We start from the raw sequence: 22,348 nt of genomic DNA on the forward strand, positions 1-22,348 counted from the left end.
TACCCGCTACCGAGACATAACGCAAATCTCGTTTACCAGAACGATCGAGGTATCTGTCACGCGGACGGGTTATTCAGGCCGGACGAGCGGGAACAGGATGGTCTCCCGGATACCAAGGCCGGTCAGTGCCATCAGCAACCGGTCGATACCCATTCCGACACCACCGCTCGGCGGCATTCCGTACTCCAGCGCACGGAGGAAATCCTCATCCAGGTTCATGGCCTCACTATCACCCTGCGCACCCAGCCGAGCCTGTTCCACCAGACGCTGACGCTCCACCACGGGATCGACCAGCTCGGAGTATCCGGTGGCCAGTTCGAATCCGCGCACGTACAGATCCCACTTCTCGGCCACGCCCGGCTTGCTGCGGTGTTGCCTGGTCAGCGGGGATGTCTCGACCGGAAAATCACGGACAAAAGTGGGTTCGTGGAGATGATCGCCGACGAGGTGTTCCCAAAGTTCTTCGATGAGTTTGCCGTGCCCTAACTTTGGGTCGAGCTCCAGCTCTCGCCCTTCGGCATAGGAACGCAGCTTGTCCGCCGATGTCTCGGGAGTGACCTCTTCCGACAACGCCTCGGACAACGACTCGTACATTCCGAGTGTGGTCCACTCGCCGGACAGGTCGTACTCCGAACCGTCGGCGAGAGTGGCCACCTGAGTACCGAGAACGTTCTGCGCCGCCTCCTGGATGAGCTGACGCGTCATCACCGCGTTGGAGTCGTAGGTCGCATACGCTTCGTAGTACTCGAGCATGGCGAACTCGGGCGAGTGGGACGAGTCGCTGCCCTCGTTCCGGAAGTTCCGGTTGATCTCGAAGACCTTCTCGATACCGCCGACCACGCAACGCTTGAGGTAGAGCTCCGGCGCGATCCTCAGGTACAGATCGAGGTCGAAGGCATTCGAATGCGTGACGAATGGCCTCGCCGCCGCGCCGCCCGCCAGCGTCTGCAGCATCGGGGTCTCGACCTCGAGGAATCCGCGGCCGTGAAACGAGTCACGCAGGGAACGCAGCACACCGGCGCGGGTACGGACCACGTCCCGCGCCTTGGGACGCACGATCAGATCGACATAACGCTGCCGGATCCGCGTTTCCTCGGCCAGCTCTTTGTGCGCGACGGGCAACGGACGCAATGCTTTCGACGTGATCCGCCAGGAGTCGGCCATCACGGAAAGCTCACCGCGCTTGGAGGTGATGACCTCGCCCTCGACGAATACGTGATCACCGAGATCGACATCGGACTTCCACGCCGCGAGCGCGTCTTCGCCCACCTTCGCGAGGCTGATCATCGCCTGCAACTCGTTGCCGTCGCCTTCACGGAGACTTGCGAAACACAGTTTGCCGGTATTGCGCATGAACATGACCCGGCCGGTGACGCCGACGATCTCGCCGGTGGCCGTGTCGACCGGAAGGTCGGAATGCTTCGCTCGCACTTCGGCCAGTGAGTGCGTCCTGGGAACCTCGACCGGATACGGATCGATACCCTCCGCGATTATCCGGTCGCGCTTGTCCCGGCGCACCCGCATCTGTTCCGGCAGGTCTTCGTCGGGGCTCACGCCCTCGGATGCGGGGATTTCAGTCATGCGCACAGCGTACGAACCCGCCGCTTCCCTACGCCAACCGGATTACCTTTTCCGCATCCGGGTCGCCGGGTTTTTCTCTCCATTAACCTCCGGTCACGTGAACTCATCCACTCCCGGCATCGAACCCGAACTGCACGCCCGCCGCGCCGCCTCGTTCGGCGCGAAGGCCGCCGCCTATGCCACGCATCGGCCCGACTATCCGGAAAAGGCACTGGCCTGGGGGCTGGCGGGCGCGCGGGAAACACCGGAACGGGTCCTCGACCTCGCCGCCGGTACCGGCAAGGTCAGCGAGGGGCTGCTCGCGCTGGGTGTCACGGTCACCGCCGTCGAACCGGACGCCCAGATGCTCGAAGAGCTCACCAAGGCGTTCCCCGCCGTCACCCCGCTCATCGGGACGGCCGAACGGATCCCCCTGCCGGACGCATCCGTGGACGCCGTCGTCGCGGGCCAGGCCTTCCACTGGTTCCACCTCGACCGCGCCTATCCGGAGATCGCCAGGGTGCTGAAACCGGGCGGAACCGTCGCGGCCCTGTGGAACCACGACGACGAATCGGCGGGCTGGCTGGCCGAGCTCAACACGTTGATCAAGGCCTCGGCGAGCAGGCGCTGGCTGAGCGACTACGAATCGCTTCCGGAACACGAGGCCTTCGAGCCGTTCGAGAAGAAGACTTTCGGTCACAAACAACCCAGGACGGCGGAAACCCTGGTGGCCACTCTCGCCACCCATTCGCACATGCTGGTGGCCGACGAGGAGGAACGCGAAGCCAAACTCCGCGCCGCGCGCGAATTCCTCGACGGGAACCCGGAAACCGCGTCGGGGGAATTCGACCTGCCGCTCACCACCACCGTCTTCCGGGCGCGTCGCCGGTGAACGCCGCGCCCCACCGGGGCCTGCCCAGGGGCAGGAAGACGTAACTCACGTGATCAGACGGCGATCTCGCGTGATTGAAGGCGGAACTCATCACGGACGTGACGAGGCGTGGTTGCGCTCGTAGACGAGCTGGAGCCCCAGCAGCGTCAGATCCGGGACGTGCTCGGTGATCGTCTCCGACTCCTCCAGCACCAGGGTCGCCAGGCCACCGGTCGCGATCACCGCGACCGGTTCCGCCCCGCCCGGTGAAAGCTCGCGCTTGATCCGCTTCACCAGGCCGTCGACCTGGCCCGCGAACCCGTAGAGGATGCCGGATTGCAGGCATTCCACGGTGTTCTTCCCGATCACCGACCGCGGCGGCACCAGCTCGACCTTGCGCAGCGCCGCGGCCCGGGCGGCCAGCGCGTCGACCGAGATCTCGATACCGGGCGCGAAAGCACCGCCGAGGAACTCGCCCTTCGCGGAGATGGCGTCGACGTTGGTCGAAGTCCCGAAATCCACCACCACACAGGCGGTGGTGGGATGCAGATGGTGCGCGGCCAGGGTGTTCACCAGCCTGTCCGCGCCCACCTCCTTGGGGTTGTCGACCAGGAGCGGCACCCCCGTGCGCACCCCCGGCTCGATGACGATCTTCGGCAACCGCCCGTAATAGCGCGTGAGCATGACGCGCAGCTCCCGCAGCACGGCGGGCACCGTGGACAGCGCGCTGATCCCGGAGATCGCGTCGGCGTGCGGGCCGAGGAGCCCGCGCATGGTGAGCGCGAGCTCGTCGGCGGTGATCCGCGCGTCGGTGCGCATGCGCCAGTCACCCACCAGCGTCGGTCCGTCATGGAGACCGAGCACGATGTTGGTGTTGCCGACGTCGATCGTGAGCAGCAAAGGGGTCAGCTTTCGGCGTGCAGAAGCGCGTCGAGACGGCGGGCGTCGGCGGTTTCGGCGACCGGGAAGGTCATCGTGTCGTCGTCGGCCAGCGTCACGGTGCCGCTCATCAGCCCGGAACCCTCCGGCGCGTGCCCGGGGTTGCCGCCCTTCTCGACGATCCGGTTGTCCGCGTCGACGAAGACGACCCGAGGCCGGAACGAGGCCGCCTCGGCGTTCTCCATCTGCGCGTACGAAATCAGGATCACCAGATCGCCGGGGTGCACCAGATGCGCGGCGGCACCGTTGATGCCGAGCACCCCGCTGCCGCGTTCGCCCGCGATCACGTAGGTCTCGAGCCGCGCGCCGTTGGTGACGTCCACAATGGACACCTGTTCGCCCGGCAGCAGATCCGCCGAGTCCATCAGGTCTTCGTCGACGGTGACCGAGCCGACGTAGTGCAGATCGGCCTGGGTCACCGTCGCCCGGTGGATCTTCGATTTCAGCATCGTGCGGTACATCGTGGACTCTCCCTATTCCCCTGCGTCCAGCGCGTGTTCCGGATGGTCCGCGGCGGCACCGAGCACCACACCCACGTTGTCGATCAGCCGGGTACTCCCCACCCTGGCCGCGATCAGCAACCGCGCTTCACCGTCGACGGGCGCGGGCCCGAGGTCGGTTCCCCTCAGTTCCAGATAGTCGATCTCGACCGCGGGACGCGCGGCGAGGGTCTTCCTGGCGGTCGCCAGCACGGCTTCCGCGCCGTCGCGCCCGACGAAGGCACCCGCGGTGAGTGCCGCCGACAACACGATCGCGTCCTCACGCTGTTCCGGAGTCAGGTAGACGTTGCGCGAGGACAACGCCAGCCCGTCGCGTTCCCTGACCGTCGGCACCCCGATGACGCGGGTTTCGAAGTTCAGGTCACGCACCATCTTCTTGATCAGCACCAGCTGCTGGTAGTCCTTCTCCCCGAAGAAGGCGTAGTCCGGCCGCACGATGTTGAACAGTTTCGCCACCACGGTGAGCACGCCGGCGAAATGCCCGGGCCGCACCGCCCCTTCGAGCTCGTCGCCGAGCGCGCCGGGGTGCACCGTGACGGTGGCCCCTTCGGGATACAGATCGGACGCCTTGGGCAGGAAACCCAGTTCGACGCCGTCCTCCTTCAGCACCTCGAGATCCTTGTCCAGGGGACGCGGGTACGCCTCGAAGTCCTCGCCCTCCCCGAACTGGAGGGGGTTCACGAAGATCGACGTCGCGACGACCGTGTTCGGCAGCCGCTTCGCCCGGCGGATCAGCTCGCGATGCCCCGCGTGCAGGGCGCCCATGGTGGGTACCAGCGCGACCTTGCGGCCGACCCCGTGCAGGGCACGCGTCACCTGGCTCACCTGCTCCGGCGGCTGGAAGGTGTGCAGCGTGCCTCGGGCGAATTTCGGTGTGGTCACTGGTTTTGCTGCCCTTCGGCGGGATCTGCGGGATCTGCGGGATCACTGAGGAGTTCGGTGAGCTCGGCGGCGGCCGAGGGGTCCAGGAGCCCGGCGGCGTCGCCGCGCGCCAGCGTGCGCTTGGCCAGCGCGCGATAGCTCGGGGCGATGTCGGGGCCACGTTCGGCCAGCACCGCGAGATGCTTACGCACGGTGCCGAGATCACCACGGGCCACCGGCCCTGTCAGCGCCCGGTCCCCGTGTCGCAGAACATTATCCAATGCCGCCGACAACAACGGAGCCACCAGGCGTTCGGGCTGGCCGATTCCCGCCTCCCGCAACAGTTCCGCGCAGTCGGCGACCAGTGTCATCAGGTGGTTCGCGCCATGCGCCAACGCCGCGTGATAGAGCGCTCGCGCCTCGTCAGGGACCCGGACGGGCTCCGCGCCCATCTCCACGGTCAGCGCCTCGCCGACGTTCCAGGCCGCTTCGTCACCCTCCGTGGCAGTGACGCCGACGCTGCAGGCGGTCAATCTGTCGAGGTCCTCCGCGCGGCCGGTGAAGGTCATCACCGGGTGCAGGGCCAGCGGCAGCGCCCCGGCCTCGGCGGCGGGCGTGAGGACGTCGATGCCGTGCGACCCGGAGGTGTGCACGACGATCTGTCCCGGCCGCAGGGATCCCGTCGCGACCAGGCCGCGCACCATCCCGGCGAGCGCGTCGTCGGGCAGGGCCAGCAGGACGAGATCGGCGCGGCGGGCGACCTCGTCGGGGGGCAGGAGGGGCACGTCGGGGAGCAGTTGCTCCGCCCGGCGTACCGAAGCGTTGGAAAGCCCCGATGCGGCGACGACCGTATGCCCGGCCCTCGCGAGTGCGGCACCGACGACGCTGCCGACCCGACCCGCGGAAACGACACCCACGGCCAGTCGGGCGGGCCTCATCATGGCGTGCGCCTGTGGACGCTCATGGTCGAAACTCCTCAACTCGTTCCAGTCCCGCTCTGCGGTCGCGTGGTACCGGACGACGGCGCGAGGGTAACCCTCCTGTGCGCGTCCGAACCGGCCCTCGTGACCAGCTTCACCTGATACGGGTCACCCGCGCGGAGCACCGTCCGCCAGTCGCACGGCATCGGCGCGCGACGTCTTGAGCACGTGCAGCAGTTCACGCTGCCGCTGTTTTCCCTCGTCGGTGAGCTTCCTGCCGCGCCGGAGGAACGCGAGCTCGGTCACGCTGGCCTGATAGCGGCCGACGGCCTTCGCCGCGTCCCGTCCCGACTGCTTCCGCGCCTGTTTCCGCCACGACCGCCGTCCGGACAGGCTGGCGAGCAGCGGCACTTCGGAAGGGGCGATCCAGCGTGCGTCGACCATCATCGGCAACGCGGCCGCGACGATCCGCTGCTCACGGCGCCGTTGCATGACCACCACCGAGAAGACCCCGATGAACAGCGGCACCATGATCAGGAAATAGACGTTCAGGAAGGTCTTGGCGCCGCCGAGCAGCGCGGCGCCGTTCCACAGCGCGTGCAGCAGCACGGCGACGATGTAGCCGCCGATCGGCGCCAGGATCCGCAGCGAGCGCACCTTGCTGCTCGCGGCGATGCCGAGCCCGATGCCGGTCATCACGGCGAAGAGCGGATGCGTGAACGGTGAGAGCACCCCGCGGAGGAAGAACGCCGCGAGCACGCCGGCGCTCGTGCCGTCGCCGAAACCGTGCTCGGCGAAGGCGCGGCCGAAGTAGTAGATGTTCTCGGTGAAGGCGAACCCGGCCGCGGTGAACCCGGCGTAGACGATGCCGTCCACGACGCCGTCGAATTCGCTCGGGCGGCGCCACCACAGCAGCAGGATGAAAGCGGCCTTCGCGGCTTCCTCGACCAGCGGCGCGGAGATCAGGCCGCTGATCTTGCCGCCGCCGCCACTGCCGAGCAGCAGGTCACCGACGGCCTCGGCACCGCTGTTGAGCAGCAGCGCGATGATCGTCGCGACACACGCGCCCCAGACGAAGGACAGCAGCAGGAGCTTCGGCGGTTCCGGTTCCCAGCGGTCGACCCACAGGAACGCGGTGACCACCACGGCGACCGGGACGAGCGCCGCGAGCACGCCGATCGTCACCGCGGGCAGGCCGACCTTCTCGGTCACCGTGCCGAAGACGAACAGCCCGCACAGCGCGACGGCGATCAGCCCGAGCACCGGCAGCAGCACGGTGATCGACCGAGACCGGCGGGCCCGTTCGAGGCCGGGTTCCGGGGAGGAAGGCTCGCTCACAGGCGGTCACCCTACCGTCGGTACGGAACAGAAGCGGGACGTGGAGCCGAAGTCCGAGACAGTACCGGCCACAGGTGTGAACCCGCCCGGCCGAAGGCCCCGCCATCGCGGTGGTAGGGCGCCCAGCCTCGAAAAGGCGACTGAATCGACCAACGAGCGCCCTGCCGACGTCGATTGCGGTCGCGGGTTCACCGGATCGGACGCGGCTCAGTCCTCGGCACGCCGCCTGCGCCGCGGGGTGGACTCGTTCGCGCCGTTGGCCGCGAGCAGGTCCATCACCGATCGGCCGGAGGCGTGGGAGCCGGCGGGGGGCGTCTCCGGACGGCTGTGCGAAGCCCCGTTGCGGGACGGCGCCTCTTCTTCCGGCTTCGCCCGCCTGCCGCCGTGACGGCCACCCGAAGACTCGGTGCCCTGCCAGGCCGGGGGCTCGCCGTCCGGACGGCGACGACGGCCGCCGCCGGTCGGCTCCGGGACGTTGGGGGCGGGGGTGAGCGAGACCGAGGAGTCCTCCGCGGCCCGGCGACGGCGTCCGCCGCTCCCGTTCTGCGTCATGCGGACCTCTTCGGGCAGCGTCGGGTTCACCGCGGGCGGCTCCTCGACGGGCGGGCTGTGCCGCGACGGCGCCTCGGCGGCCGGACGGCGCACCGGTTCGGGCTCCGGCGGCCGGGCGGGCTCGGCACGACGAGGAGGCTCGGAAACGACCGGGATCGACAGCGGGGTCGGAGGCTCCGGGTCGCGGCGAGGCTCGGGACGCGGTTCGGGGCGCGGCAAGGAAGCCGACTGCTGGGGCTTCGACGGCGGCGCGGGCCGCAGGCGGTCCTGGAAGTCGTCCTTGCGCGGGAACGCCGCGCTCAGATCGGACACCGGGCGCTCCTGCGTCCACGACGGCTTCCACTCGCCGGTGGCCTCCATCGGCTCGGCGGCGGGCTTGTTCGTGGGCGGCGGCGTGCCGCCGCGGGACCGTTCGACCGGCTTCATCCCGGGCCGGGTCAGGCCGAGCTCACGGTTCGGCCGGGGGCGATCCGGCTCGACCTTCTTGACCGGCTTCGCCTGCGCGGCAGGCTTCACCGGCGGCGTCTGCTTGCGGGTCTGCTCCTCCGGCCGCGGCGCGGGCGGCCGCTGCACGGTGCCGGCGTCGAGGCGCTGCTGCAGCGAAGGCTGCTGCGGGCGACGCGGCGGTTCGGCGCGCTGGGGCTCCGGACGCTGCGGTTCCGGACGCTGGGGCTGCCGGGCGACGGTGGGCATCGACGGCTGCGAGACCTCGGCGCGCGAGGTACCCGGCATGGACGGGCGGGACACCTCGGCCGGGGTCACCGGCGGCGGGGTCTTGCGCCGGTCGTCGACCCTCGGCATCGGACGGGAGACCTCGGCGGGCGACATCCCGGGGTTGGACATTTCGAGCCGCTCGCGGCGGGCGGCTTCGGCGGCGAGCGCCTCGGCCGCCTTCGAAGCGCGGGCGTCCGCCTTGCGCATGCTGCGGCGAGTCGACTCGTCGACCGGCTTCGGCCGCTGGACCTGATTGCTCTGGCCGTACCCGTTGGTGCCGTTGACCTGGCCGTTCGCCGGTTTACGGCGGGCCGCGGGCGGGGCACCGGCCCGCGCGGACGCGGGTTCGAGGACGCGGTCGATCATCTCGGTCGGGCGTTCCCGCCCGTTTTCCCGCTCGTCGACGTCGATCGTGGTGCTCTTGGCCGCCATCAGCTGGGGTTTGCCGTTGCCGTTCTCGGACCCCGCGCTCATCAGCTGTTTGTTGTCGAGGGACCGCATCCGGGTGGCCTGCGCGGTGAGCGCGACACGTTCGAGGAGGACCTCGCCACCGCCGAAGAGCGATTGGAGGCTCTCACGCAGAGCGCTCACCTCGGCTCTGAGCGCCTCGAGTTCGTCCTGGGAGCGGCTGTCGGCGGCTTGCCGGTTCTCCGCTTCCATCTCCAGCTCGAACTCACGACGGGCGGCGATCTCGCGTTCCAGCTCCAGCTCGTAGACGGCCTGTGCCTCGGCGACGGCGTCTTCGCTGTGGGACACATGCTTGCGGTAGCGGACCGCCAGGAACGCGCCGATCAAGGCGGCCCACAGCGCCGCGACGATCCCCAGCCGCAAGAAGCGGAGGTCGTCGGAAAGCACCAATGCGAGAGTCGCGCCGACGGCGAGAACCAAGCCGACGACAAGCCACGGCCTACCCGCAAGGCGGCCGCGCGAGTCGTCACCCACCCCGGTCATGCCCAACACCGTACCTTCTAGTAATCCGAACGAGACCTAGTCGGTACTTCGAGCGGTGGGTCTCGAGCGTTAACCGGTCGGCTCCGGATCGGGGTCCCGATCACCGCCCTCGGGGGTCCGGCAGCAGTGTTCCAGCCACAAAGCCGCAGCTACCAGCGCCACCGAGCTGACGATCCCGACCGTCGCCGAGCGGAGATCACCGCTCGCCGCGAGGAGTTCGTCACGTCGCGGAAAAAGATACGCGAAAGCCGCCAGCCATACCCCCGTCATGACGGATCCGGCGAGTGACGAGGCCTTGGCGAGCGCCACCGATCGGGCGACGGAGATCGCGGACAGCACCCGGCCCTCCTTGATCCGCGAACGGACGATGAAGGCGAGCACGGTCTCGCAGAGCGAGAGGACGAGCAGCGTGATCCCGGCGAAAAGCGGGAGCGCGGGGATGGATCCGTAGGCGACCTGGAAGAGCAGATAGGCCAGGACCAACCCCAGGAGGCCGGCCACCGCCAGCTCGCGTGGCCGGGTGAAGTGCATGGTCCAACGCTACCTGGCAGGCTTGACTCTCCACCAACTGGAGAGTCGACGATGAAGCATATGGGCACCGCAGCGGTTTTCACCATCGGGGAGCTGGCCAAACGGACCGGCCTGCCGGTGAAGACCATCCGCTTCTACTCCGACGAAGGGCTCCTGCCACCGACCGACCGCACCGGCTCCGGCTACCGCCTCTACGACGCCACCGCGATGGCGCGCCTGGAGCTGGTCCGGACGCTGCGGGAACTCGGGCTGGGTCTCGCGGACGTGGAGCGGGCGCTGACCAGGGAAGCGACCATCGGGGACCTCGCGGTCCAGCACGTCGCGGCCCTGGACGAGCAGATCCGGCGGCTGGAACTGCGCCGCGCGGTCCTGCGAGCGGTGGCCAAACGGGACTCACCACTGGAGGAGGTCGAACTGATGAACAAACTCGCGTCGATGTCGGACGAAGACCGCAAACGCCTGCTCGACGAGTTCTGGGCGGACATGGTCGACGGGCTCGAACTGGATCCGCAGTTCTACGAGCGGATGCGCTCGGCGAAACCGGAACTGCCCGACGACCCGACGCCCGAGCAGCTGGAGGCGTGGATCGAATTCGCCGAACTCGTGCAGGACGACGAGTTCCGCGCGTCGATCCGCCGGATGAGCGAGTGGCACTCGAAGCTCCGCAAGCAGGACGGGGCGGACTTCGGCTCGCAGCAGCAAGAGCTGTGGATGGCGTGGAGCGCGAAGGCGTCCGAAGCGCTCGAAGCCGGCCTCGCGCCGGACTCGGCCGAGGGCCGGGAACTGGCGGAGACGATCTTCGCGGAGTCTTCGCGGAACGGGCGGGATCCGGCCGACCCGGCCTGGCGGAAGCGGCTGACCGACGGGATGGCGGTCAGTACCGATCCGCAGGCGGAGCGGTACTGGATGCTGCTGGGGCAGATGAACGGCTGGCCGCCGTTCCCCTCGCAGATGCCGCAGGCCGAATGGATCATCGCCGCCCTGCGCTCCGCGCTGGGGTAGCAAGGGACCTTTGCTATCGCCCCGCGTTTAGTCCTCTGGATGCGGTAGTTCGCACCACGCACGACCGCATCCAGAGGACTAATTGCCCGGGGTGGCGCGGGTTCGGTCCGTGATGCCCAGCAGGCGTGTCACGAAAGCCACTTTCGGGACATCAGACGTCGCGAAAGTGGCTTTCGCGACACCTCGATGCCTGGCGTGACCCTCGGGACCGCAGGTGGCCAGGATGCCGGGCCATGGTGAGTAAGTGGACGGCGCGCGTGATCAGACGGACGACACGCGTGACTGGATGGACGACACGCGTGACAAGACGCGCAGGACCGCATTTAGAGGACTAAACGCAGGGAAGTGAGACGCACCGAATCGACGTCCGAGGTGGGGCGGGCGGCGAGGAGGGCGGCGACGGGACCGTGGCCGGGGAGCACCGCGTCGGGCTCGATCTCCAGCCAGGGGATCAGCACGCTCGCGCGCTCCGGCGTGCCGGGATGAGGGAGCAGCAACTGGGGGTCGTCGGAGCGCACCCCGTCCACGGTCACGATGTCGACATCCAGCGTGCGCGGCCCCCAGCGGACTTCGCGCACGCGCTCGGCGACCCGCTCGGCCGCCTGCCCGGTGCGCAGCCAGTCCCAATGGTCACGCGCCGGGTCGTCGACCAGGACGAGCGCGTTGAGGAAGTCCGGCTGGTCCTCGACACCCCACGCCTTCGTCTCGTAAACCGACGAAACCGCGACCACCGCGGGCCGCACCACGTCCACGGCCGACTGCAGGAACGCGAGCCGGTCCCCCAGATTCGAACCGAGCGAGAGCAGCGCGCGGCTCATCGCTCCCGCCGCACCGTGACGGCGACGTCGTCGAAGTTCAGCGGGATCGGCGCGGAAGGTTTGTGCACCGTCACCTCGACGGCGGTCAGCCGCTCGTCGAGCAGGACCTCGTCGGCGATCTTCCCGGCGACACTCTCGATGAGGTCGTACGGCTCACCCGCCACGATCCCGGCGGCGAGCTCGGCCAGCTCGCCGTAGTGCAGCGTCTTGGTGAGGTCGTCGGACGCGGCGGCCGGGCCGAGGTCCAGCCACACCACGATGTCGACGACGAACTCCTGCCCGTCGCGCTTCTCGTGGTCGAAGACCCCATGCCTGCCGAAGACCCTCAAGCCGGTCAACGTGATCCGGTCAGACAACGGGACTCCCCTTCCGCCAAGCCGCCGCGACGGTCACGGCGTCGATGGTCGCGCCGACCTCGTGCACCCGCACACCCCACGCACCGGCCGCCGCGGCGAGCGCGGACACGGCCGCGGTCGCGTTCTCCCGGCCGTCCGGCGGGGCGGGTTTTCCGTCCTTTCCGGACAAGAGGCGCCCGAGGAACCGTTTGCGCGAGGCGCCGACGAGAACCGGGAAACCCAGTGACAGGAAGGAATCCAGGCCGTTCAACAACGCCCAGTCGTGTTCGGCGTCCTTCGCGAACCCGAGCCCGGGGTCGAGCACGATCGCACTCTGGTCGACCCCCGCGGCGACCGCTTCGTCCACTCGGGACAGCAATTCGGCGCGCACGTCCGCGACGACGTCCTCATAGGACGCCAGCGCGTTCATGTCCTTGCTGTGCCCGCGCCAGTGCATCAGCACCCACGGGACCCCGGTCTCGGCGGCGACCTTCGCCATGTTCGGATCGGCCAGCCCGCCGGAGACGTCGTTGATGACGGACGCGCCCGCCTCGATGGCGGCGAGGGCGACCTCGGCCCGCGTGGTGTCCACGGACATCGCGACACCGTCGGCCGCGAGGGTGCGGATCACCGGCATGATCCGGGAAATCTCGGTCTCGGCGTCCACTCGGGACGCTCCGGGACGGGTCGACTCGCCGCCGACGTCGATCAGATCCGCGCCGCGCGCCCACATCTCGTGCGCGTGCTCCAGCGCCTGCTCGACCCCGAGGTAGCGGCCGCCATCAGAGAAGGAATCGGGAGTGACGTTGAGAATGCCCATCACCGCGCAGCGGCCGGGCCGGGGCAGGGCGTTCATCGACGGCCCTTGATGAGGTCCAGCGCCTCCGCTCGCGAGGACGCCGAAGACTGCAGCAGACCGCGTACGGCCGACGTCGTCGTCCGGGCACCGGGCTTGCGGATGCCGCGCATGGCCATGCAAAGGTGCTCGGCCTCGACCACGACGATCGCGCCGCGGGGCTCGAGTTTGCGCATGAGCGCGTCGGCGACCTGGGAGGTGAGGCGTTCCTGGACCTGCGGGCGTTTGGCGTAGAGGTCGACGAGGCGAGCCAGTTTGGACAGGCCGGTGACCTTGCCGTGCTCGTTGGGGATGTACCCGATGTGAGCGACGCCGTGGAAGGACAACAGGTGGTGTTCACAGGTTGAAAACATCGGGATGTCGGTCACCAGGACGAGTTCTTCGTGCGCCTCGTCGAACGTGCGGTCCAGCACGTGGTCCGGCTCGGTGTAGAGACCGGCGAACATTTCCCGGTAAGCGCGAGCGACCCGGGCCGGGGTCTCCAAGAGACCGTCCCGGTCCGGGTCCTCACCACAGGCGAGCAGGAGTTCGCGTACGGCTTTCTCGGCCCGCTCTTGGTCGAAGACCGGGCTTTCGCCGTTAACGCTTGGTGTCGTCCTGTCCGTCGGATTCACGCCGTTGCTGTCCTTCGTCCTGCGGACCCGGCTCGCCGCCGAACCAGGTGTCGCGCGGACGGTCTTCGGCGGGACGCCAGGGCTGGTTCGGCTGGCCTCCCGGCTGTGTCGCCGGGGTCCATCCGGGAGGAGCCCCGTAGTTCGGCGGGCCGCCAACGGGCCCACCCTGGTAACCGCCTGCCGGACCGCCCGGCTGCTGCCCACCATATGCCTGGGGCCAGTGGCCGGTGCCGTTCGGCCCACCGTTCGGGCGGCCACCGTTGGGGTACGCGCCCGGCTGCGGCGGAGCGTAGGGGTTCGCGTTCGGGTCCGGCGGAGGCACCGGGGCCGCGTACGGCGGGCCGCCGGGAAGGTCGCCGCCACCCTGTGCGGTGCCGACCGGGGTCGGCGCCGGCTGCAGCACCGGCTGTTCCTTCTTCTCCTCCGGCGGGGGCCACGGCTCGCCGCGTTCCATCGCCAGCTCGCCGGGGGTCTTGATCGGCGGCTTGTCGGACGGCTTCCGGTCGCCGAACTCGTTGAAGATGGTGATGTGCGGGCGCTTCTCGACGGTCGCGAAGATCCGCTCGAGATCCTTGCGGGTCAGCGTCTCCTTCTCGAGGAGCTCGATGACCAGCTCGTCCAGCACGTCACGGTAGGTGCTCAGCACGTGCCACGCCTCGGTGTGCGCGGTCTCGATGAGCTTGCGCACCTCCTCGTCGATCTCGTGCGCGACCTCGAGCGAGTAGTCCGCCTGGCGGCCCGCCGAGCGGCCGAGGAACGGGTCGCCCTGTTCCTGGCCGTACTTGACGGCGCCGAGCCGGGCGCTCATGCCGTATTCGGTGACCATCGCGCGGGCGATCTTGGTCGCCTGCTCGATGTCGGAGGAGGCACCGGTGGTGGGCTCGTGGAAGACGAGCTCCTCCGCCGTCCGGCCGCCCATCGCGAAGACCAGGCGCCCGATCATCTCCGAACGGGTCATCAACTCCTTGTCGTCCTCCGGGACGAGCAGGGCGTGACCGCCGGTGCGCCCGCGCGGCAGGATCGTCAGCTTGTAGACCGGTTCGATGTCCGGCATCGCCCACGCGGCGAGCGCGTGCCCGCCCTCGTGGTAGGCCGTGATCTTCTTCTCCTTCTCGGAGATGATCCGGCTCTTGCGGGCGGGGCCGCCGACGACGCGGTCGACGGACTCCTCCAGCGCGGCGTCGGTGATCACGTGCCCGTTCTGGCGGGCGGTGAGCAGCGCGGCCTCGTTGAGCACGTTCGCCAGGTCGGCGCCGGACATGCCGACGGTCCGCTTGGCGAGGCTGCTCAGGTCGGTGCCCTGCGCGATCGGCTTGCCCTTGGCGTGCACCTCGAGGATCGCCTTGCGGCCGCGCATGTCCGGCGCGGACACCGGGATCTGGCGGTCGAACCGGCCGGGACGCAGGAGCGCCGGGTCGAGGATGTCGGGACGGTTGGTCGCGGCGATCAGGATGATGCCGCCGCGCGCGTCGAAGCCGTCCATCTCGACGAGGAGCTGGTTCAGCGTCTGCTCACGTTCGTCGTGGCCACCGCCGAGGCCGGCGCCGCGCTGGCGGCCGACCGCGTCGATCTCGTCGACGAAGATGATGCAAGGCGCGTTCTGCTTGGCCTGCTCGAACAGGTCGCGGACTCGCGAGGCGCCGACACCGACGAACATCTCGACGAAGTCGGAACCGGAGATCGTGTAGAACGGCACGCCCGCCTCGCCGGCGACGGCTCGCGCGAGCAGCGTCTTACCGGTACCGGGCGGCCCGTAGAGCAGCACGCCCTTCGGGATCTTCGCGCCGAGTGCCTGGTAGCGCGCCGGGTTCTGCAGGAAGTCCTTGATCTCGTACAGCTCTTCGACGGCCTCGTCGGCGCCCGCGACGTCCCCGAAGGTCGTCTTGGGCATGTCCTTGTTGAGCTGTTTGGCCTTCGACTTGCCGAAGTTGAGGACGCGGTTCCCGCCGCCCTGCGCGTTGTTCATCATCCACATCAGCAGGCCCAGTACCAGCGCCAACGGAATGGCGAAGATCAGGATCTGGGTGAGGACGTTCTGCTGGGTGACCTTGGTGGTGAACTTGACCGGGTTGTCACCGCTCTTGAGGCCGATGAGCTGGCCGTAGATGGTGCCCGCGACGTTCGCCGGGTACTGCGCGATGATCTGGTCGACCTGCTGGCCTTCGACCTCGATCTTCTTGTTCAGCAGCAGCTTGATCTGCTGCTCCTTGTCCTCTTGCGAGGCTTCCTTGACGTTGTTCGCGGTGATCTGCTGGTTCGCGATCGAGATCGGCACCTGGGTGTAGCCACGATCACTGTCGAAGATCGTGTTGTAGGCGAGAAACGCCAGTACCGCCGCGAGAATCCAGAGCACTGGGTTCCTGAGCACGCTCTTCCGGTTCATACGACTCGGCCCTGGTGGCCTCGACCCTTCCTGGTTGGGCGGCTCCTGTGATACCCGCCATCACGATCTTGACGACCCATGGTGCTCCGACACCCGCCCCTCAGGATACCGCCCGCCTGGACGGACGAGGGTGGTGAGCCTCTCGGACGTCAACGGCGGACGCCTCGCGAGGGTTCCCGGAGCGTGAACGAGCCCGTCACCCTAGCGTGTGTCGACCGCCACACCCGCGGCCATTTCACCCAGTCTCATGCGGAGTGTCTTGACGTCCGCCGGCGAGACGGTGACCCATTCGCGTCCGTCCGGACCGGCCTGTGACGTGCTGAGGTAGCGCCCGCTGACGGTGTCGAACCAGCCGAGGACCCGCGACCGCTGCTTGGCGCCCACATGGGACCGGCTGTTCGCTGCGAGCTGACCGCCGCGCAGCCGGGGCTGGCCGGTGAGCTTGCCGAAAGCCTCGCGCGGATCCGCGGTGACGCGTTCACTGAGTGAGACGCGGGACTTGTCCTTACGCCGGGCCTTCGCCGCTTCGGTCTCTTCGGCCTGCTTCGTCGGGTTGACCGCGGCACGGATCGGCTGGGTGCGGCGGGCGTCGTCGATCGGCAGCGTGACGGACGCCTCGGAGCCGCGCTGCCCCGGCGGGAGCACGTCGACGACCGCTGTCGGGAGCCCGTCGGCGGGGGCCTCGCGCAGCCAGATACCGGACTGGTCCTGGATCGCGAGCACGCCGTCGCGGCCGTCTGTGGCGCCGAGCACGGCGATCGTCGGGGCCTGGAACTCGGGGATGTGCAGCGCGTCGATGGTCAGCGAGCCGCGGGCGAGGAGGTACAGCCAGTCCTCGATCTTCGACTCGAGCCTCCCCCGGCCGTCGCGGATGCCGCGGGCCTGGAGTTCGACGTCGACACGGTTGCGCAGCGCCCGGCGCTCGGCCTCTGTCGCGCCGTGCGAACGCACGCGCAGCGGATAAGGCAGGTCACCGAGTTCGGCGGACTCCCAGAGGAAGTCGAACGCCATCGGCGTGAAGTGTTCCTGGTGCATTGCTCCGTGCCCTCCCGGCACCTCGGCTCCTGGGCCTCGGGACGCCCAGGGGGTTCACGATAGCGAAGGGGTACGACAGTCGTCGGCCGGATGCGGATAGTGGTCCGGCGCGAACGGGAAGCTCAGCGCGCGACAGACGATTCCGCCGCGATCTTCCCCAGCAGTTCGGTGAGCCGCTGCCGCAGCGTCGCCGGATCCGCGGGCGCGATGGTGATCCAGTCCCGGCCGTCGGAGCCGCGGGTGGCCTGGGTGAAGTACCGGCCGGACTGCGTGTCGAACCAGCTCAGCACCGAAGACCGGCTCCGCGTGCCGTGCCTGCTTCGCGCGTTGCCGCCGAACTGGCCACCGCGCAGCCGCGGCTGTGCCTGGAGCCGCGAGAGTGCCTTGCGGTCCTCGTCGGACGTCGCCGAGCCGTCGACCTGCGGCTGGCGGCGCTGGAGGAAGTCCGCCCCCGAAGCGCCGACGAGGCCGTCCAGCGGGAGGGTGATCGACTTCTCCGTGCCGCGCGTGCCCGGCGGCAGCAGCGAGACGATGGCGCTCGCGAGGCCGTCCGGGGCGATGGGGTGGAAGTGGAATCCGCGCTGGTCCTGCACCGTCAGGAGGCCTTGGCCGCCGAGCAGTGACGCGACCGCGAGCAGCGGTTCGGTGTTGGGGTTGTTGAGCTGGACGCAGTCCAGGCTCAGGTCCGGCCTCGCGAGGGCGCCGAAATAGTCTTCTATGTGGGGTTCGGGACGCCCTCGCTCGTCGGCGAGACGACGCTGGTTCAGCGACTGGAGCGTCTGCTTCCGCAGGGCGCCGCGTTCGTCCACGGTCGCCCCGTGCGAACGGAGCCGCAGCGGGTACGGCAGTTCTCCGGCGTTCGCGCTCTCCCACAGGAAGTCCAGCTCGACCGCGGTGAGCAGTTCACCGTTCGCCATCCAAGGCCCCCAAACAAGTCAGCGGGCGCGCGGCCGGTTCGGCCGCGCGCCCGGTGAAAACCGCTCTAGCGATCGTCGTCTTCGGTCCAGGCACCGATGACCGGCGGCGGGGTCGCCTCGTTGGCGCCGAAGGCGTCGTCCGGGTCCGGCTCGATGAGGAACGACGCGTGCGTGTGCTCCTCTTCCTGCTCGGCCTGCGCGCCGTGGGCGCCCATGCCCATACCGCCGCCCATTCCCTGCATCGGCGGGGTGGCACCGCCACCGATGGTGCCGCTGGAGGACACGATGCCCTGCTGCGGCACGGCCTGGGACGCGGCGCTCTGCGCGGGCGCCTTGTCGGTGGCCGCCGCGTCGGTGCTGTCGGTGTCCTTCGCGCCGGACTTGTTGCCCTGCCCGAGCGCCTTGGCACCGGCGTAGCCGAGACCGCCGCCGAGACCGGCCGCGGTGAGCGCCTGGCCGAGTCCGCTGCCGCCGCTCGCCGGGGCGTGCGGTGCCATCGGGGCACCGGCGCCGGAGGCCATCCCGGCACCAGGGCCGGGCGCGACACCCGAGGCCGGCAGGTTCCCGGCTGCGGGGTTGTATCCGGCCTGCGAGAACACACCCGAGTCCGGACCGCCGTGGACGGCCGCCGCGGGCGAGCCGCCCTGCGCGCCGCCGTAGCCGTGCGTGCCGGCGAGGACGGGCGTGCCGGAGACGGCGCCCGAGTTGAGGCCGCCACCGCCGACGTTGCCGACACCGCTGAACGACGCGCTGTTGTGCGTCGCGGTCGGCTTCATGCCGAGGGATTCGGGGCCGAAGCTCGGGGTCGAGCCGTCGACCTCGCTCATCTCCTTGGTGTAGGCCTCGAGGAACCTGGCCTGCTCCGCCCGCACTTCCTTGTCCTGGTCGGCGAGGGGCTTCTGGTCGGTGATCATGCCGACCGGGCCCGCGGCGAGAGCCGCGCCCAACGCACCTTCGGGGGTGTAGTTGGTCGGCTTCGGCATCAGCTTGACCTTGGTGGCCGCGTCCGCCTGCTTCTGCAGCCTGTCCGACATCGAGTGCGCGGCCTCGGAGGCCTGCGAGCCCGAGTTCGCGATGGCGACCAGCGAACCCTGCGCGCTCGCCGCGCCCTGTCCGATCCAGGCGGCGCCCAGTTCGGAGATCGCGTTGTAGAGGTCGTTCGACGCCTGGCTCAGCTTGGAACCGTGCGAGGTCCACGACTGGCTGATCGACGTCGCGGTGCTGGGGTCGTTGCCGACGTTCGCCTGGTCCCACAGCTCCTGGCTGGTCGGGGCGCTCTCCCAGTTCGGCGGGTTCGTGATGGCGCGGTCGGCGCCGATCTCGAAGCCGTCCGAACGCCCGCGGGCGGACGAGACGATGCCCGCGGCCTGCGAGTTGTCGCCGAGCTGGACCGGGGTGCTGCTGGTGTTCTCGCCGAAAGAGTCGGCACTGTGCTTCGGTGGCATGGCTTTCTGACTCCCCCTCAGACGTTCCGGAACGGCTCGGCCGCGGCCTGGTCGATCTCGTGGTAGCGGGCCATCGCGGTCACGATTCCGGACTCGGCCGCCTCGTACTGCTGGTACAGGTTCTGGAGCGCGGCGGCGTACGAGTCCCCTCCGCCGTCGGCGCGGTTCGCGACCTTCGCGGCGATGGCGTTGCCGACCGGGTTGTTGCCCAGCTTCGGCGCCTGCCCGAGGTCGCCGGCGCGGTGGAGCAGCGCCTCGACGGCGTCCTTGCCGGTCCGGATCTTGTTCAGTGCGGTCTGGGCCGCGTCCGGGTCGATCCCGACCTGGCCCTGGGCCGCGGCGTTCTTGAACGCGTTCGCGTCCGCCAAGCTGCTGTTCCCCATCTGAGCTCTCTCCGTTTCCCCCGGGCCAGGTCACGACGGATTCGTGACGAAGGTCTTCGCATAGGTTAACGCACTTGATCGCAGCCTATGACGCGTTCACCGCGCTCAGGGTTCCGCATTTCCGCCGATGCGGGCAAGCGGTTCTCAGGACGTGTAAACGTGCGGATCCAGGGTGCCGATGTAGGGCAGGTCCCGGTAACGCTCCGCGTAGTCCAGGCCGTATCCGACTACGAATTCGTTCGGAATGTCGAACCCGATGTACTTGACCGGTACATCGACCTTGACCGCTTCCGGCTTGCGCAGGAGCGAGACGACCTCGAGCGAGGCCGGGTTGCGGCTGGCGAGGTTCTTCAGCAACCAGGACAGCGTGAGCCCGGAGTCGACGATGTCCTCGACGATGAGCACGTCGCGGCCGGCGATGTCGCGATCGAGGTCCTTGAGGATCCGCACCACGCCGGACGACGAGGTCGCCGAGCCGTAGGAGGAGACCGCCATGAACTCGAGCTGCGAGGGAAGAGGGAGTGCCCTGGCGAAGTCGGTCATGAACATCACCGCGCCCTTGAGCACCCCGACGAGCAGGAGGTCTCCCTGCCCCGAGCCGGGGCCGTCGGCCGGGTAGTCCGCGGCGACCTTCGCGGCCAGCTCGGCGATCTTGTCGTTGATCTGCTGCTCGGTGACGAGCACGGAGGCGATCTCGCCTTCGTACACAGGACGATCCCCTCTAGGTGGTGGACTGGGGTGCTTCGACGGAGAGCCTGCCATGCGCCCGTGCGGCCACCAAGTCGCCGGGTAGCCAAACGCCCCCTTGGCCCCGCCAATTGCCCACCAGCGCGTCGACCGAACGGAGATGGGCGTCGGTGAGTTCGCGGACCCCGGAGTCCAACAGCCACCTGCGGAGGACACGTCGCCGCAGCGCGGGCGGCTCGGTGGCGAGCACCGCGACGTCGAGCCCTTCGTCGGTGAAGGCGCGCAAGTAGACCTCACCCGCGAGTGTGTCCAACGCCTCGGTGTCCTCGCGCAGTTGCGCCGCCGTGCGGGCGAGCGAGGCCGCGACACCGCCGGACAGAACATCCTCCAGAAGGGGCACTACTTCCGTTCGCAATCGGACACGGGTGAACCGCGGATCCTCGTTGTGCGGGTCCTGCCAGGGGTCGACGCCGAGCGCCCGGCACGCCCGCCGGGTGGTGGCGCGGGTGACGCCGAGCAGCGGCCGTCCCCACGGCGGGTCGAGCGGCCGCATCCCGGCCAGCGAACGCGGCCCCGAGCCTCGGCCGAGGCCGAGCAGGACGGTTTCGGCCTGGTCGTCGAGGGTGTGGCCGAGGAGGACGAGACCGTGCCCGCCGGGAAGTGCCGAACGCAAGGCGCCGTAGCGGGCCCGGCGGGCCGCCGCTTCCGGTCCGCCCGCGCCCTCGACCGTCACCTTGAAGACCTCGGCGGTGTCGACGCCCAGTTCCCGGGCGGTTTCGGCGGCCTTCGCCGCGATCTCGGCGGAACCGTCCTGGAGCCCGTGATCGACGACGAGCGCCCGCACCTTCAGCCCCGCGCGGGTGCCGGTGAACGCGGCCGCTTCCGCGAGCGCGAGCGAATCGGCGCCACCGGAAACGGCGACGCACACCTCTCCGGCGGCACCCGCCGACGTCAGGAACTCCCGCACGGCCGTCCGCACGGCCGCGATCGCCGGATCCGGCCCGCTCACCCGTGCAGGCGCCGCACCCAGGCCGCCGGATCGGTGATCTCGGCCCTGGTCGGCAACGTGTTCGGCGACGTCCACACCGCGTTGAAGCCGTCCATGCCGACGGCTCCGACGACGTGTTTGGTGAACTTCGCGCCCTGTTCGTACTGGCGCATCTTCGCGTCCACACCGAGCAGGCCGCGCAGCACACGGTCGATCAGCCCGCCGCCCTTGCGCCGGGCGGTGAACCGCGACCGGATCAGTTCGACGCTCGGCACCACCTGCGGCCCGACGGCGTCCATCACGAAATCGGCGTGCCCCTCCAGCAGGGTGGAGAGCGCGAGCAGCCTGTCGAACACCGCTCGTTCGCTCGGGGACTGCAGGAGTTCGGCGAGTCCGGCGCCGGTCGCCTTGCCCTTGCCGATCTGCTTGATGGTGTCCGGCAGACGGCCGACCAGATCGCTCAGCCCGTCCGCGTCGCGGCCGGCGAGCCCGCCGATCAGGCGCTCGACCTCGTCGGCGAAATAGTCGCGCAGCCAGGTGACCGCGGTGAACTGCAGCCGGTGGGTGCATTCGTGCAGGCAGACCCACAGCCGGAAGTCGTGGCCCGGCACGTCCATCGCGCGCTGGGCGGCGACCACGTTCGGCGCGACGAGCACCAGCCGGCCACGGCGTTCCGGCCCGCCGAACGGGTCGTACTGGCCGAGTACGCGGGAGGCCAGGAACGCGAGCACCAGACCGGTCTGGACACCGGCGCCACCGGCCAGCACGGGCGCCAGCGGGCCGCCTTGGGCCTCCGGCAGCGCGCGGCCGGTGAGCGCGTCGAGCCCCGCGGCGGCCGAGCGGACCCAGCCGGGCCTGTCGACGACTTCGGCGGGCAGCAGCGGCAGGTCGAGGCCGAGTCCGGTCAGCTCCCGGACGTGCCCCTCGGCCTCGATGGTCAGTTCGCGTAGCTCGGCGACGGCTTCATCGGCCTCTTCGCGGTCGACGACCGGACCGCCGCGCACCAGGAGAGCGCCCGTCGAGGCGGCCAGGGACCAGTCGACCATCGAACGCGTCTTGGTCGGCGTTTCCTCAGTCACTCTCATGACGCTACCCGCTGGAAGACCGAATTCCGCCTCGACTTCCTCACGCTCCGATTCCGGTCGCTC

General features: G+C 69.4%; 22 protein-coding genes. 2 read left to right on the forward strand and 20 right to left on the reverse strand.

What is annotated here, in order from left to right; translation table 11 throughout:
• Positions 1–69: 69 nt before the first annotated feature.
• Positions 70–1,581, reverse strand: coding sequence for a lysine--tRNA ligase (gene lysS, locus HDA45_RS17595; RefSeq protein WP_184896677.1), 1,512 nt, complete (start codon positions 1,579–1,581; stop codon positions 70–72).
• Between the two features lie 97 nt (positions 1,582–1,678).
• Between lysS and HDA45_RS17600 the strand changes: the two genes are divergently transcribed.
• Entirely contained in the window at positions 1,679–2,452 is a 774-nt protein-coding gene (locus tag HDA45_RS17600; protein WP_184896679.1) for a methyltransferase domain-containing protein, read from the forward strand.
• A gap of 90 nt (positions 2,453–2,542) precedes the next feature.
• On the opposite strand, the gene HDA45_RS17605 is transcribed toward HDA45_RS17600, so the two are convergent.
• From HDA45_RS17605 to HDA45_RS17635, 7 genes are all read right to left on the reverse strand, one after another.
• On the reverse strand, positions 2,543–3,331 hold the full coding sequence (locus HDA45_RS17605) for a type III pantothenate kinase (RefSeq protein WP_184896681.1): 789 nt from the start codon (positions 3,329–3,331) through the stop codon (positions 2,543–2,545).
• Between the two features lie 5 nt (positions 3,332–3,336).
• On the reverse strand, positions 3,337–3,831 hold the full coding sequence (gene panD, locus HDA45_RS17610; RefSeq protein WP_184896683.1) for an aspartate 1-decarboxylase: 495 nt from the start codon (positions 3,829–3,831) through the stop codon (positions 3,337–3,339).
• A gap of 12 nt (positions 3,832–3,843) precedes the next feature.
• Complete coding sequence (panC, locus tag HDA45_RS17615; protein WP_184896685.1) at positions 3,844–4,752, reverse strand: pantoate--beta-alanine ligase; 909 nt, start codon at positions 4,750–4,752, stop codon at positions 3,844–3,846.
• On the reverse strand, positions 4,749–5,711 hold the full coding sequence (locus HDA45_RS17620; RefSeq protein ID WP_378316007.1) for a Rossmann-like and DUF2520 domain-containing protein: 963 nt from the start codon (positions 5,709–5,711) through the stop codon (positions 4,749–4,751). The genes panC and HDA45_RS17620 overlap by 4 nt, the downstream gene beginning before the upstream one ends.
• 108 nt (positions 5,712–5,819) lie before the next feature.
• Positions 5,820–6,989: a PrsW family glutamic-type intramembrane protease gene (locus HDA45_RS17625; protein WP_184896689.1), complete on the reverse strand. Its 1,170-nt coding sequence runs from the start codon at positions 6,987–6,989 to the stop codon at positions 5,820–5,822.
• Between the two features lie 207 nt (positions 6,990–7,196).
• Positions 7,197–9,206 carry a DUF6779 domain-containing protein gene (locus HDA45_RS17630; protein WP_184896691.1) on the reverse strand — a complete coding sequence of 670 codons (2,010 nt, stop codon included), beginning with the start codon at positions 9,204–9,206 and terminating at the stop codon, positions 7,197–7,199.
• 69 nt (positions 9,207–9,275) lie between these two features.
• On the reverse strand, positions 9,276–9,737 hold the full coding sequence (locus HDA45_RS17635) for a DUF3180 domain-containing protein (protein ID WP_184896693.1): 462 nt from the start codon (positions 9,735–9,737) through the stop codon (positions 9,276–9,278).
• 60 nt (positions 9,738–9,797) lie between these two features.
• Here HDA45_RS17635 and HDA45_RS17640 point away from each other — a divergent pair, with 60 nt between their 5' ends.
• Positions 9,798–10,739, forward strand: a complete 942-nt coding sequence (locus tag HDA45_RS17640) for a MerR family transcriptional regulator (protein ID WP_184896695.1) — start codon at positions 9,798–9,800, stop codon at positions 10,737–10,739.
• A gap of 323 nt (positions 10,740–11,062) precedes the next feature.
• Here the strand turns inward: HDA45_RS17640 and folK are convergent, their stop codons facing one another.
• The 12 genes from folK to HDA45_RS17700 form a co-directional block, all read right to left on the reverse strand.
• Positions 11,063–11,557 (reverse strand): 2-amino-4-hydroxy-6-hydroxymethyldihydropteridine diphosphokinase, encoded by a 495-nt coding sequence (gene folK / locus HDA45_RS17645; RefSeq protein ID WP_184896699.1) that lies wholly within the window; start codon positions 11,555–11,557, stop codon positions 11,063–11,065.
• Positions 11,554–11,913, reverse strand: a complete 360-nt coding sequence (gene folB / locus HDA45_RS17650; protein ID WP_184896701.1) for a dihydroneopterin aldolase — start codon at positions 11,911–11,913, stop codon at positions 11,554–11,556. The genes folK and folB overlap by 4 nt, the downstream gene beginning before the upstream one ends.
• A complete protein-coding gene (gene folP / locus HDA45_RS17655; protein WP_184896703.1) occupies positions 11,906–12,748 on the reverse strand; it encodes a dihydropteroate synthase in 843 nt (280 codons plus the stop codon). The genes folB and folP overlap by 8 nt, the downstream gene beginning before the upstream one ends.
• Complete coding sequence (folE, locus tag HDA45_RS17660) at positions 12,745–13,362, reverse strand: GTP cyclohydrolase I FolE (RefSeq protein ID WP_184896705.1); 618 nt, start codon at positions 13,360–13,362, stop codon at positions 12,745–12,747. The genes folP and folE overlap by 4 nt, the downstream gene beginning before the upstream one ends.
• Positions 13,328–15,745: an ATP-dependent zinc metalloprotease FtsH gene (gene ftsH / locus HDA45_RS17665; RefSeq protein WP_184896707.1), complete on the reverse strand. Its 2,418-nt coding sequence runs from the start codon at positions 15,743–15,745 to the stop codon at positions 13,328–13,330. Before ftsH ends, folE begins: the two co-directional genes overlap by 35 nt.
• A gap of 201 nt (positions 15,746–15,946) precedes the next feature.
• Positions 15,947–16,780 carry an ESX secretion-associated protein EspG gene (locus tag HDA45_RS17670; protein WP_184896709.1) on the reverse strand — a complete coding sequence of 278 codons (834 nt, stop codon included), beginning with the start codon at positions 16,778–16,780 and terminating at the stop codon, positions 15,947–15,949.
• Positions 16,781–16,902: 122 nt separating this feature from the next.
• Entirely contained in the window at positions 16,903–17,697 is a 795-nt protein-coding gene (locus tag HDA45_RS17675) for an ESX secretion-associated protein EspG (RefSeq protein WP_184896711.1), read from the reverse strand.
• A 65-nt stretch (positions 17,698–17,762) separates the two neighbouring features.
• Positions 17,763–19,142: a WXG100 family type VII secretion target gene (locus HDA45_RS17680; RefSeq protein ID WP_184896713.1), complete on the reverse strand. Its 1,380-nt coding sequence runs from the start codon at positions 19,140–19,142 to the stop codon at positions 17,763–17,765.
• 17 nt (positions 19,143–19,159) lie between these two features.
• Positions 19,160–19,525, reverse strand: a complete 366-nt coding sequence (locus HDA45_RS17685; RefSeq protein ID WP_184896715.1) for a hypothetical protein — start codon at positions 19,523–19,525, stop codon at positions 19,160–19,162.
• A 144-nt stretch (positions 19,526–19,669) separates the two neighbouring features.
• Positions 19,670–20,233 (reverse strand): hypoxanthine phosphoribosyltransferase, encoded by a 564-nt coding sequence (hpt, locus tag HDA45_RS17690; RefSeq protein WP_093933323.1) that lies wholly within the window; start codon positions 20,231–20,233, stop codon positions 19,670–19,672.
• Positions 20,234–20,246: 13 nt separating this feature from the next.
• Entirely contained in the window at positions 20,247–21,221 is a 975-nt protein-coding gene (tilS, locus tag HDA45_RS17695; protein ID WP_184896717.1) for a tRNA lysidine(34) synthetase TilS, read from the reverse strand.
• Positions 21,218–22,246, reverse strand: a complete 1,029-nt coding sequence (locus HDA45_RS17700) for a zinc-dependent metalloprotease (protein ID WP_184905741.1) — start codon at positions 22,244–22,246, stop codon at positions 21,218–21,220. Before HDA45_RS17700 ends, tilS begins: the two co-directional genes overlap by 4 nt.
• Between the last annotated feature and the right edge of the window lie 102 nt (positions 22,247–22,348).

Source organism: Amycolatopsis umgeniensis, from assembly GCF_014205155.1.
In the GTDB taxonomy this organism is placed as follows: Bacteria; Actinomycetota; Actinomycetes; order Mycobacteriales; family Pseudonocardiaceae; genus Amycolatopsis; species Amycolatopsis umgeniensis.